10 protein-coding genes are annotated in these 12849 nt (G+C 61.7%); 5 read left to right on the forward strand and 5 right to left on the reverse strand.

The window, feature by feature from the left end:
• The first annotated feature begins 37 nt into the window (after nt 1-37).
• Nucleotides 38-307, forward strand: coding sequence for a hypothetical protein (locus ACE3TY_RS16810; RefSeq protein ID WP_374655054.1), 270 nt, complete (start codon nt 38-40; stop codon nt 305-307).
• A gap of 118 nt (nt 308-425) precedes the next feature.
• On the opposite strand, the gene ACE3TY_RS16815 is transcribed toward ACE3TY_RS16810, so the two are convergent.
• Genes ACE3TY_RS16815 through ACE3TY_RS16825 form a run of 3 tightly spaced genes read right to left on the reverse strand, consistent with a single transcriptional unit; the run spans nt 426 to nt 6487 of the window.
• Nucleotides 426-2465 (reverse strand): FAD-dependent oxidoreductase, encoded by a 2040-nt coding sequence (locus ACE3TY_RS16815; protein WP_374655056.1) that lies wholly within the window; start codon nt 2463-2465, stop codon nt 426-428.
• A gap of 39 nt (nt 2466-2504) precedes the next feature.
• Complete coding sequence (locus tag ACE3TY_RS16820; RefSeq protein ID WP_374655058.1) at nt 2505-4919, reverse strand: FAD-dependent oxidoreductase; 2415 nt, start codon at nt 4917-4919, stop codon at nt 2505-2507.
• Between the two features lie 14 nt (nt 4920-4933).
• Nucleotides 4934-6487 carry a trimethylamine methyltransferase family protein gene (locus ACE3TY_RS16825; protein ID WP_374655060.1) on the reverse strand — a complete coding sequence of 518 codons (1554 nt, stop codon included), beginning with the start codon at nt 6485-6487 and terminating at the stop codon, nt 4934-4936.
• 104 nt (nt 6488-6591) lie between these two features.
• On the opposite strand from ACE3TY_RS16825, the gene ACE3TY_RS16830 reads away from it, so the two are divergent.
• The gene (locus ACE3TY_RS16830) at nt 6592-7533 is read left to right on the forward strand and encodes a LysR substrate-binding domain-containing protein (protein ID WP_374655062.1); all 942 of its coding nucleotides are present in this window, start codon (nt 6592-6594) and stop codon (nt 7531-7533) included.
• A 28-nt stretch (nt 7534-7561) separates the two neighbouring features.
• Here ACE3TY_RS16830 and ACE3TY_RS16835 read toward each other — a convergent pair whose 3' ends face one another.
• Both ACE3TY_RS16835 and ACE3TY_RS16840 read right to left on the reverse strand, forming a co-directional pair.
• Nucleotides 7562-8512, reverse strand: a complete 951-nt coding sequence (locus ACE3TY_RS16835; protein WP_374655064.1) for a diguanylate cyclase domain-containing protein — start codon at nt 8510-8512, stop codon at nt 7562-7564.
• Between the two features lie 88 nt (nt 8513-8600).
• Nucleotides 8601-10454 (reverse strand): hypothetical protein, encoded by a 1854-nt coding sequence (locus ACE3TY_RS16840; protein WP_374655066.1) that lies wholly within the window; start codon nt 10452-10454, stop codon nt 8601-8603.
• Between the two features lie 301 nt (nt 10455-10755).
• On the opposite strand from ACE3TY_RS16840, the gene ACE3TY_RS16845 reads away from it, so the two are divergent.
• From ACE3TY_RS16845 to cpaB, 3 genes are all read left to right on the forward strand, one after another.
• Nucleotides 10756-10950, forward strand: a complete 195-nt coding sequence (locus ACE3TY_RS16845; protein WP_374655068.1) for a Flp family type IVb pilin — start codon at nt 10756-10758, stop codon at nt 10948-10950.
• 184 nt (nt 10951-11134) lie between these two features.
• Nucleotides 11135-11635 carry a prepilin peptidase gene (locus ACE3TY_RS16850; RefSeq protein ID WP_374655070.1) on the forward strand — a complete coding sequence of 167 codons (501 nt, stop codon included), beginning with the start codon at nt 11135-11137 and terminating at the stop codon, nt 11633-11635.
• Between the two features lie 257 nt (nt 11636-11892).
• Nucleotides 11893-12846, forward strand: a complete 954-nt coding sequence (gene cpaB / locus ACE3TY_RS16855; RefSeq protein WP_374655072.1) for a Flp pilus assembly protein CpaB — start codon at nt 11893-11895, stop codon at nt 12844-12846.
• The last annotated feature ends 3 nt before the right edge of the window (nt 12847-12849 follow it).

The following is a 12849-nucleotide window of genomic DNA, read 5'->3' on the forward strand; positions in this document are numbered from 1 at the left end:
CCCACGCTCGACGGTCATCAAGATTGGGAGAATCATCATGAAAACCAGTTTGCTGCTTGGCGCCCTGGCCGCCACAATTCTCGCTTCCGGCGCGGCGATGGCCGCTTCGACGCCGACCCAGAAATGCACGGCGCTGATCAGCCAGTGGAACGAGGTGGCGAAGACCCATAAGGGGAACGCGAACTTCACCACGGCCGAGAAGGACGCCATGGCCGGCGAGAAAATGTGCCACGCCGCCAAGGCAGCGGACGGTGTGAAGGACCTCACCAAGGCGCTCAATACGCTGGGCGTGAAGCCGGCGGCGTAACCAAGCGCCCCTCGCCCCGACCCTCTCCCCGCAAGCGGGGCGAGGGAGTTTCGATCGTGCCTGTCCTATAGCCCCTCGCCCCACGAAGTGGGGAGAGGGGCTGGGGTGAGGGGACTTGCTAAAACACCTGGCACAGTCTCAGCCCGTCATAGATCGCGGCGTGGATGTTCCTGGCGGAGACCGCATCGCCGATGCGAAAGAGCTGGAATGTGCCGTTCGCATTCGTCTTCAAATTCTGCGGGCGGCCATCAATGAAGGCGTCGATGTCGATCTCGCCGCGATTGAGGCTCCGTTCCTTGAGGTCGAAATAGACCGCATCCGCCGGCAGGTTGCCGTGCACGGCAATGATCTGCTGCGCGCGGCGTTCGGAGGTGGATTTGTCGTAGGGATTGAACAAGGTCGCCACCAGCTGATTGCCTTCCTTGGCGATCCTGGTCATGCGCTGGTTGATGGTGAGCTTGGCGCCGGTGGCATAGAGCGCCTTGTAATAGGCCGGATAGTTGAGCCCACCCACCTCCGCGCCGATCAGGCGTTCCGGCGTGATCAGCTCGAATTTGATACCCTTGCCGGCCAGAAATTCGGCGGTCGAGAGCGCTTCGTGACCGGCTTCGTCGTCATAGAGAATGATGTCGTCGGAGAGGGCCACCTGTCCGGAAAGCACGTCCCAGGTCGAGATGGCAAGGTCGGAGCCGTCCTTGAACGGCGCTGTATTGGGCGTGCCGCCAGTGGCGACGATGACGATATCGGGTTGTTCGGCCTCGATGTCGGCGGCTTCCGCATAGGTGTTGAAGCGAAAGATGGCGCCGGCAAGTTGCGCTTCGGCATAGAGCCAGTCGGTGATGCCGATCAGCTCCTTGCGACGCGCCACCTTGGCGGCGAGCGCCACCTGGCCGCCGACACGGTCCGTCGCCTCGAACACGGCGACCCGATGGCCGCGTAGCGCGGAGACGCGTGCGGCCTCCAATCCGGCCGGACCGGCGCCGACGATGACGATCTTCTTCTTCGGACCGGTGCTGGGCGCGATCACATGCGGCATCGTCTCTTCGCGGCCGGTCGCCGGATTGTGCAGGCACAAGGCTTCGCCGCCCTGATAGATGCGGTCGATGCAATAGCCCGCGCCGACACAGGGGCGGATGCGTTCTTCTTGCCCGCGCATCATCTTGGCGACGATATGCGGGTCCGCCATATGGGCGCGGGTCATGCCGATCATGTCGACGGCATCGTCGTTGACCCAATGGCGCGCGGTGGCAAGATCGTTGACGCGGGCGGCGTGAAAGATGGGCAGGCCGGGAAGTAATTTGCGCGCGGCCTTCACCTTGGCGAAGTTCGGGCCGGCGGGCGTGCCCATCAGCGGAATGATGTGCGAAAGGGATTCGTCGGTATCGATCGTGCCGACGATGACGTTGAGGAAATCGACAAGGCCGGCCTTATGCAGGCGTTTGGCGATTTCAACGCCTTCATCGAAGCCGAAACCATCCTCGACCGCCTCATCGACAGCCATGCGTACGCCGATGATGAAATCGGGATCGGTCTGGCGGCGCATCTCGGCAAGGACCTCCATGCCGAAACGCATGCGATTCTCCAGGCTGCCGCCGTAATTGTCCTCGCGGCTGTTGGTGCGCGGTGACAGGAATGAATCGAAGAGATGGCCGTAGGCTTCGATTTCGACACCGTCGAGATCACCGTCGCGGCAGCGCCTGGCGGCGGCGCCATAGGCCTTCACCGTGCGGGCGATGTCGAAATCCTCCATCGTCTTCGGGAAGCCGCGATGGGCGGGCTCGCGCTCATGCGAGGCGGAGATGATCGGGAGCCAATGCTCCCGATGCCAGGATGTGCGACGACCGAGATGCGTGATCTGGCACATCACCGCGCAATCATAGGCATGGACGCGCTTCGCCAGCGCCTTGAAGTCGCCGACGATGGCATCGTCATGGACATAGAGATTGCCGAAGGCCTGGGGCGAATCCTTGGCGACGACTGAGGAGCCGCCGATCATGGTCATGGCAGCCCCGCCCTTGGCCTTCTCCTCATGATAGAGCTGGTAGCGCAAGCCCGGCCGGCCGGCCTCGGAATAAGCCGGCTCGTGCGAGGTGGAGAAGATGCGGTTCTTCAGCGTCAGATTCTTGAGCCGATAGGGCTGCAGCAAAGGATCGGCCATGGGCACTCCGATGTGTGGCTTGTTGCTCTTTTCTGAAGGTCAGGACCGCATGCGACCGCCATTGGGATCGTAAAGCGGTGCCCCCTGGATTTCCGCCGGGAAGCGCTCACCGTTGATCTCGACATCCACCTTGGCACCGGCCTTGGCGAGTTCTACCGGTACATAGCCGAAGGCGACCGATTTGCCGACATGATGGGCATAGCCGCCGGAGGAGACATAGCCCACCGCCTTGTCACCGACGAGGATGGCTTCGTCGTTGGAGACGTCCATGTCCTTAGTGGCAATGGTGAGGGTGACGAGCTTCTTCTTGGGGCCGGACGCACGCTCGGCGCTGGCGGCGGCCTTGCCGATGAAATCCTTGTTCCAATTTATGAAGGCATCGAGCCCGCTTTCGGCCGCGGTGAAATCCGGGCGGAAGTCGAGCGTCCACACCCCCCAAGCCTTTTCCAGGCGCAGGCTCATGAGAGCCCGGGCGCCATACCAGCGCAGGCTCAGATCCTTGCCGGCCTCTTCGATCGCTTCGGCGAGGCGCAACTGATAGGGCGGGGCGACATAGATCTCGTAGCCGAGCTCGCCGGAGAAGGAGACGCGGGCGAGGATCGCCGGGACGCCGGCCACGAACGTGCGACGGATATCGCGGAATTTCAGAGCATCGTTGGTGACGTCCTCGCGCATCAGCCGGCTGAGCAATTCACGCGAACGCGGGCCGGAGAGGCCGATGCCGTGCAGATCGTCCGTCATGTTGCGATAGGAGACGCCGCTCGCAGGCAGATGCTTCTCGAACCAGCGGCGATGGGCCTCCTGCATGGCGCCGGAACCGAACAGCATGAAATGCTCGTCACCCAGGCAGGCGACAGTGAGGTCGCCATAGAGCTTGCCCTTGGGCGTCAGCATCGGCGTCAAAGCGAGGCGACCTTGCTTGGGCAAGCGGCCGGCCAAAACCGTGTCGAGATAGGCGCGGGCGCCCGGCCCCTTGAATTCATGCTTGGCATAATTGGCGATTTCAATGGCACCCACGGCCTCGCGCACGGCCTTTACCTCGCGCGCGACATAAGCGTGAGCGCGGGAACGGTTGAAGGTCGGCTGCTCATGGGCATCCGCCGGACCGTCGGCGAACCAGAGCGCATGCTCCAGGCCAAAGCCCTGGCCCCAGACCGCACCCTTGGCGGTCAGGCGGTCATAGAGCGCCGTCGTCTTCTGCCGCCGCCCCTTGGGCAACGTCTCGTTGGGGAAGGTCATCACGAAGCGGCGTTCGTAATTTTCCGAGGATTTGATGGTACCCCATTCCGGCGTCGCGAAATTGCCGAAGCGCGCCACGTCCATCGCCCAGACGTCGATCGAGGGTTCACCGTCGATCATCCATTCCGCCATGCAGAGGCCGACACCGCCACCCTGGCAGAAGCCCGCCATGACGCCGACCGCAACCCAGTAGTTGCGCATGCCGGGGACCGGGCCGATCATCGGATTGCCATCGGGCCCGAAGGTGAACGGGCCGTTGATGACGTTCTTGATGCCGGCGCGACCCAGCGCCGGGATGCGCTGGAAACCCAGTTCCAGGCGCTCGGCGATATTGTCGAGTTTCGGCTCAAGCAGCTCATGGCCAAAATCCTTCGGTGTGCCCTTGACCGACCAGGCAGTCGCGCGCGGTTCATAGGTGCCGAGCAGCATGCCCTGCCCCTCCTGGCGGAAATACATATTGCCTTCGTAATCGATGCCCGCCGGCAGGCGCGCCTCGCCACGCTCGACGATCTCCGGAATGGCTTCGGTGATGAGGTAATGATGTTCCATCGGCTGCACGGGGAGATGGATGCCGGCGAGATGCCCGAGTTCTCGCGCCCAGAGGCCACCGGCATTGACGATCATCTCGGCATGGATGTTGCCGTTGGGCGTGATGACATCCCAGCTGCCGTCGGCACGCTGGTTGGTCTCGATCACCGGCGTCTGCGTGTAAAATTTGCCGCCATGCACCTTGGCGGCCTTGGCGTAGGCATAGCAGACGCCCGACGGGTCGATATCGCCGTCGAGCGGATCCCAAAGTGCCGCGATATAGCGGCTGGGGTCGATCAGCGGATGGCGGCGGGCCGCTTCCTCGACACTGATGAATTCCTGGTCGAGGCCCATATAGCGTGCCTTCGAACGCTCGCGCTTCAAATAGTCGTACCAAGTCTGGTTGGAGGCGAGATAGAAACCGCCGGTCGAATGCATGCCGACTGACTGGCCGGAAATCGCCTCGATCTCCTTGTAGAGATTGATCGTGTAGCCCTGCAGGCGCGAGATGTTGGGATCGGACGAGATGGTGTGGATCTGCCCGGCCGCATGCCAGGAGGAGCCGGAGGTCAGCTCCTTGCGTTCCAGCAGGATGACGTCTTTCCAACCGAATTTGGCAAGATGGAAGAGGATCGAGCAGCCAACCACGCCGCCGCCGATGATGACGACCTTTGCATGCGTTTCCATATCAACAGTTCCTATCAGTACCAGGCATCGGCCATGGATTGCTTCTTGCGGTTCATGAAGTCGAGCAGCGCCTCGTCGATCGCCGGATCGAGGGCGGGATCGGTGTGGCTGGCAAGCAGCGCGCGCCATTTCTTTTCGGCGCGCTCATCGGCCGGCCGCGAGCCAGCATCGCGCCATTGCTCGAAGGAATCATTGTCGGCGAGGTCGGCGTCATAGAAGGCGGTGGTGTAGTTCGCCATCGTGTGCGCGCAGCCAAGGAAATGCTTGCCGGGCTCGACCTCGCGGAAAGCGCCCATTGCGAGGGTGTTGTCGTCGAATGTGAGGCCGGCCATCAGCTTGTGCATCATGCCGAGATGGTCGCAATCGAGCACGAATTTCTCGTAGCCCATGACGAGGCCGCCTTCCAGCCAGCCGGCGGCATGAAGGATGAAGTTGGCGCCGCCCAGTAAAGCCGGCCAGAGGGAATCCGCACTTTCCTGCGCTGCCTGCGAATCCGCGACCTTGGATGCGGTGAGCGACCCGCCGCAGCGCAAGGGAACGCCGAGGCGCTGCGCCAGCTGACCGATGGCGAGGTACGCCATGGCTGGCTCCGGCATGCCGAAGGTAGGGGCGCCGGAGCGCAGCGACATCGAGCTCAGGAAATTGCCATAGATGACCGGCGCGCCAGGCCGCTCCAACTGCGTGAGCGCCACGCCGACCATGGCTTCGGCATGGGCCTGGGCGATGGCGCCCGCCGTTGTCACCGGTCCCATGGCGCCCCCTAGGATGAAGGGCACCACCACCGCCGCCTGATTGGCGCGGGCATAGGCGCGCAGGGCCATCGACATGACGCCATCGAAGATCAGCGGGGAGTTGGTGTTGATATTGCCAAGGATGACGCAGTTCTTGTCGACGAAATCGGCGCCGAACAGGATGCGGCACATCTCGATCGAATCCTCGGTGCGCTCCGGCGCCGTCACCGACCCCATGAAGGGCTTTGCCGAATGCTTGATATGGGCATAGACCATGTCGAGATGGCGCTTGTTCACCGGCACGTCGACCGGCTCGCAGATGGTGCCGCCGGAATGATGCAGCCAGGGCGACATCCAGGTCATCTTGACGAAGTTCTTGAAATCCTCGAGCGAGCCGTAGCGGCGGCCTTTCTCGCGGTCATAGACGAAGGGCGATCCGTAAGCGGGTGCGAAGACGACCGCGTCGCCGCCGATTTCCACCGCATGCTGCCGGTCGCTGCCAAGTTGGGCGCGGCCATGCTGGATGAAGGTTTTGGGTGTTGTCTTCTGGATGATCTCTGTCACGTGGCCGGGTTCGAAACGCACACGCACCCCGTCGACCTTGGCGCCGGCCTTGCGCCACAAATCGAGCGCTTCGTCGTCACCGCGAAATTCGACGCCGATCTCAGCCAGGATCTGTTCGGCCTGCGCATGAAGCCGGTCGAGCCCATCTGGTTGCAGGAAGCTGTAGGTCGGGATTTGACGGCGGAGAAAAGTAGGCGCCGCTATCGCCGGACGCGTTCGGCTGCGATTGCGCTGGCGGGTGGCTGGGGCGGGAGTGGCTTCGGGCTCGCTCATGTCGGTGGGCCTTATCGGGTCGGGGAAACCGGAACGCATTATGCTAGTTATTGTAAGGGTTATGTAATCCTGGAAAAAAATAACGAAGTTGATAAACTTCACTTATGAACTTACTGCGCACTCAACTGCCCCCTTTGAACGCCTTGGTTATTTTCGAGGCGGCCGGGCGCTTGGCCAGTTTCACCAAGGCAGCGCGGGAACTCAACATGACCCAGGCCGCGGTCAGTTACGGCATGAAGCAGTTGGAGAGGGCGCTTGGCATCGCCCTGTTCCGGCGCGAGCATCAGCGTGTCCGGCTGACCGAGGATGGCCGGCGATACCATCAGGACGTGACCCTGGCACTCGAGCATATTCGCCGTTCGACGGAGACGCTGCGGCGCAGCCAGAGCGGCACGCATGTCACGCTATCCTGCTCGACGGCTTTTGCTTCCTGGTGGATGCTGCCGCGCCTGGCGCTGTTTCGCCAGGATAATCCCGGCATCGATCTCAGGCTGCAGACCACCGACAAGGATATCGATCTTGGTGCCGAGGGTGTGTCGCTGGCGATCCGCCGAGGCGACGGACGCTATCTCGGCTACGATGCGATGAAGATGGTCGATGAGGCGATCATTCCGATCTGCAGCCCAGCCTATCTGGAGCGTGCCGGGCCGATCGGCGCTGTGGCGGATTTGAAGAAGCAGCGTCTTATCCATCTCGACGAACCTTTCCGGCCGCGTCCGAGCTGGGCCGATTACTTCCGGGCCATGAATGTCTCGGCAGCGCCGGATGCAGGCGGGCTGCATCTCAACGATTACGCACTGGTCGTCGGCGCGGCTTTGGAGGGGCAGGGGATCGCCCTGGGGTGGCGGCATCAGACTGACCACCTGGTTGTGCGCGGACTCCTCACGCATCCGATCGAGCGGGCATGGGTCACGGGGCTCGCCTTCCATATCGTCTGGCCGCATGGCGTCGTGCTGGCGGCGGAGGCCGAAATCGTGCGTGACTGGCTGGCCGGCAACCCGCCTGTTCCGGCGCCGGCCTGGCCTGCTGCAACGGCGGCTCGCTAGGTCGCAGTGGCCCTGGATTGCGATTTTCCTAGATCGCGGATACTGGGGCCGGCATCTCGAAAACGCGCAACTGGTTGCGACCGCCTTTCTTGGCGGCATAGAGCGCGTCACCGGCGAGCTTGAACAGTCCGGCGCGATCGCTGGTGGGACCGGGATGGCAGACGGCTACCCCGATCGAAACCGTGACGATAGACGCAGTAGCCGAATGCGCGTGTGGCAAAGAGAGCGCTCGCGTCGCATTGAGCAGTCTTTCACCGACGATGGCGGCGCCGCTTGAGTCGGTATCGGGCATCAGGCCGACGAATTCCTCGCCGCTATAGCGAGCCAGCAAGTCGCCCGGGCGCAGCATGGCTTTCGACATGGCCTGCGCCAGGATACGCAGACAATCGTCGCCGGCCAGATAGCCATAGGCGTCGTTATAGGCTTTGAAATTGTCGATATCGGTCAGGAAGACGCAGATGCTGGTCTTGAGACGGATGGCGCGGCGCCATTCGCGGTCGAAATCCTCTTCGAACGCGCGGCGGTTCGCGACGCCGGTGAGGCCGTCGATGGCGGAGAGGCGGCGCAGGAAATCGCGTTGACGCTTCAACTCCAGCTGGTTGCGCACGCGCGCCATGACGATGGGCGGGCTGACTGGCTTGGCAATATAGTCGACGGCGCCGAGAGCCAGACCTTTTGCTTCCTGGCGCTCCTGATCCATCGCGGTCACGAACATGACCGGTATGTCGCGCGTATATGGATTGGCTTTCAGCCGATCGCAAATCTCATAGCCGTCCATGCCCGGCATCATGATGTCGAGGATGATGAGGTCCGGTTCCTCGGATGCCGCCAGATCGAGCGCGTCGGCGCCGTTATTGGCCGTGACGACCTGATAAGCGTCGCGCAGCACGACGTTCATGATGGCAAGGTTGGTCGGTGAATCGTCGACCACAAGGATAAGGTCTTTGTCGCGCGGCATCTTGCCTTCATCTTCCGACATGTCACCACCAGAACGACCATTAAAAACCTTGGGTATCAGTTGTACCCTTAAAAGTTGGCCGTTCCTAGGTCAAAATGCCTTGGGTTTTCTAGCGCTTTATCGCAAACAGGCGAAACTCGCGGCTGGCCTCCGCTGACATAGGCAGCGGCTGTAGCCAGTCCGGGGCATCTCCCCTCAAGAGGCGATGATACAACGAATCCGGCGCGGATTCACCGATCACCTTGGGCACTTCGATGATGCAGATGAGCAGGTAGTCAGCCTGCCGCCGCGCCAGAATTGCTTGCACGGCGTCGTCGTCGACGCCGGTTGCCACGTAATACATATCGGCGATGTCATCGATGCCGCGATGATAGGGGCCGCCGACGAAGCGGTAGCCGGTCCGATAAGCCAGGTCGGGCGTATAGTTTATCGATTCCGTGATGAAGATCGGTGTCTGCCTCGGAACTCCCGGCATTCTTGGCGCGCCGCCGCCAGGATTCGTGTCATTGAGCCAGTCTGCGACCGGTTTGGGTTCGCATGCGTCTGTCGTCTTGGCTTTCGTCTTGGCGGATTCCTCGCCTGCATTCATCAGCAGCCACAATTGCCCGCCGAAGACGACGATGAAGGCCGCCATCAGACGTGCTACGGCCTTCATCGCCAGCGTGCGATGGGCGGCGAGATCGACCAGCATGACGAAGAGGCCGCATCCCAGGACAGCGCCACTGGCGGCGAGCGGCACGGCAAGCCTTTGGTGCAGCAAGGCACCGAGAAGCGCCGTCAGATAGGTGAGAGTGAGCAAGACTGCGGCAGGATAGGTCGCCCTGCCACGCCACTGCCACAGGCAATAGGGGATGACCGGCAGGGCCGCCAGCGAATTTCCGATGATGCCGAAGAACTGGTCCGTCACCTCGCGGTTGAGAGGCCAGAGCGGGCTCATCTCCTTCACGTCATCCAGAAAGATCCGGACCGTCTGATCGGTGACACCGCCGAGCGGGCCCAGGTAGAAGCCCGGGAAAATCAGCGCCAGTGCCGCGCCGGACAGGATTGCAACGCCGCCAGCGCCGATGACGCGCCGCCAGCCGGTCCATGCGATCGCTTCGGCAATCCGGAAGTCGAGGCATACCGTCAAGGCGATGAGCAGGTGCAGGATCGAGACTTTGTCGTACTCCGCTTTCAGCCAGTTTTCCGGAGGTTGCTCGATCGTGATGGCCAATAGAGTTATGGCTGCCATGCCAAGGCAGAAATATCGGCCGACGACGAGCCATTGCCGGCCTTCCGGGCCGGGTTTCGCCAGCAGCCAGAGCAGGCCGAACGTCACCAGGATCGGCGCCGCACCAACCATGGCTTCGGGACTGACCCAGATCGCGGCGGCAGCCCAGGCACCGGCGCGAAAAGCGCGCCTCGTGTTCCATGGATCCAGTGTCGCGGCAATGGTCTGGCCGATGGCAAGTACGGTAAGGAGTAGAACGAGGCTGTGATGGTCGGGCCGCCCTGCCACGGAATAGGTCACCGCGGCACCGTTGAAGAGCATCATCAGCGCGGCGACGCGCCAGGCGCCGTGCCTTTCCCACAGCGGTCTGGCTGCGGAGGCAGCGGCAAGGCAAGCGAGGAACTGCATGATGGGCGATATCGCGACGCCGGACCAATAGATCGCGCGGTCTATCGCCATACCGGCCAGATTGAGAACCATGGCGGGCGCCAGAATCAAGATATCGAGCGGACGGGTCCAATGAAGCGACAGTCCGTCCGGCGCGCCCAGGCTGGATGTGATGGTCTGATACCAATCGCCGCTCTGCCAGAGTTCTTCGACGCGGATGAGACGCATATAGGCGTCCGTGTCGCGCAATCCGCCACTGGCAATGATGCCGCTCTGCTCGGCGAGCGCCACGTGAAGGACGATGGTGGCGGCGGCAACGACGGCTATGTCGGCGCCCAGACGCAGGCGATTGTGGGTTGATGGCATCGGCAGGAAGATTCCCCAAATGAGCGGCTGCAATTCCGGACGGTAATGATTAATAAAAGGTTGCCGCGTCACGGTGTAGGTAGGGAAGAAGTCAAAAAGCTACGGAACTAACCCGTTACGCACACAATATTGTAGGACGCCTATCTTCGAACGGCTTGCGAAGTTATGAGTCGCATTGGATGATGATAATTAGTGCTCGCGTCTTGGTTAGCCGCGGTGTGAAGCACCAAGAAAATTAATGATCGTGGCGACAAAGTCGCGGTCGTGGTTGCAACGGACTCTAAAAGTTGGAGATGAGCTCATGATCAAGGTTCGCAATCTTCTTAAGTCGGAATCCGGCGCGACGGCCATCGAATATGGCCTCATCGCCGCTTTCGTTGCCCTGGCGATCTTCGTCGGCGCCCAGATGGCTGGTAACGGTTTGAACCGTATGTTCCAGGTCATCGGCACGCAGATGGAAAACGCCGCCGACAAGGCCGAGAACAGCGGCTCCTAAACCTCGCCGTTCGATTGCCTAGTTCAGACAACGCGCTGGTCCCCAAAGGGCCAGCGCGTTTGTTTTTGCGCCCAGCTGCGATACCGCGGTCCTTCTCAAGACAGCGCGGTTTGCGAACGATCCCAGTATAACGGTTTAAGTATAGTCGATCCGTCCAATTGCAGCCTGCCGCGAATTCCTGATCATGCTCGTTGCGATCGCCACATGTGAAATTCTGTTGCTGGGGCTGCTCATCGCCGGGGCGGTCCTCGATATTGCAACCTTTCGACTGCCCAACTGGCTGACGGCTGCCACGGCCGCGCTGGCCCTACCCTGGCTCTTGCTGACGACAGTCCTTTGGCCAGGCATGGCCCTGCATCTCCTGGCCGGCGCAATCATGATGGGTATCGGCATATTGGCCTTCCGCTTCAATCTGATGGGCGGAGGCGATGCAAAATGGTTGGGTAGCCTGGCTCTCTGGACCGGTCTCAACCTTGATCTTGCTCGGTTCCTCATCCTGACGACTGTTTTCGGGGGCATCCTTGGCTTGGTCGTGCTCCTGATAGGTCGCCTTGGGGTGGCCTACGGGTTGCTGAATGGAAAGCAGCATCTGCCGTACGGGGTGGCTATCGCTTTGGCCGGACTCGATTTCTGGCTCCGGCGCGGTCAGCTGGGGCAGCAATTGATGGCATTGTACGGGAGCTGAGCCGGTATTAACCATTTTCCGTCTGTCTCGCACCGATTGCTTCTTCGCGCTCCTGTTAATTCTCCAGAAAGCCCTGCAACTTTTTGACTCAAAGAGCTGAATCCCCCCGACGAGGTACAGATATTCGGGCAAAACGGCTGGCATCTTAACCAAAAATTGGTAATAATGGTTTACGGGGATCATGTGCGGCGAAATTAATCGCCCGCGTGGATCGTTCTGGCCTTGGGAGCGTCTTTAGGCTGGGAAAGAGGGGCCAAATGCGGCCATTGGTGATTATTCTGATCGTCGTGGCGCTCGGAGCGGCCGTCCTGACGGCGTTCCTGGCTACGCGCTTTCTGGCCTCGGTCCAGCAGCAGCAACCCGCGCAGATTGCGCAGGAAGCGGCCATCGCCGGTGTCGAGGAGGTCCTGGTCGCCGCGCGCGACGTTTCACCGGGCGAAGTCTTCGTCGATACCGATTTCCGCTGGGAGAAATGGCCCAAGGGTGCCATCGGCGAGCGCTTCGTCATCAAGAGCGCTGCCGGTGAAGATCCGCTTGCCGGCTATCGCGATACCATGGCACGCCGATCGATCATGGCCGGCGAGCCGATAACGGCTTCGGCCATCATCAAGCGGGGCGACGCTGGCGTCACCTCGGCGGTGCTTGCCCCGGGCATGCGCACCGTCACGATCGACGTATCGCCGCGCACGGGTGCGGCGGGCCTCATCCTGCCCAACGACCATGTCGATATCTTCCTGGTCACCAATGTTCGCGAATTTGCCGGCGTGCCCGAGGATGTCGGCCGCGATCTGCTGAGCCAAGTCGCCGTCGAAGCCGTCATGCGCGACATCAAGGTCATTGCCGTCAATCAAAGCCTGGCGCGCCCCGAAGGTGCCGGGCCGGGCATGAACGCACAGACGGTGACGATGGAAGTCACATCGGAGCAGGCGCAGAAGATACTGGTCGCCTCGCAACTCGGCCAGATCGTCCTGACATTGCGCAGCTGGGCGCGTAACGATGAGGCTGCCGATGCAGATGCCAAGGCGCCGATCTTCGTCACGGACCGCAATACCAGCAAGCTCCTCGACGATCTGATGCGCGGTGGGCTTGACAATGAGTTGTTCCAAATGCCGACGGCCGAGGATGAGCCGGCCCCCAGCAACAGTCCTGTGGCGCAAACAATCCGGATAAACCGCGGCGGTGCCGTAACTGTGGAAAGTCTTGGCCAGTGACGG

It is taken from the genome of Dongia sp., assembly GCF_041918875.1.
GTDB lineage: Bacteria > Pseudomonadota > Alphaproteobacteria > Dongiales > Dongiaceae > Dongia.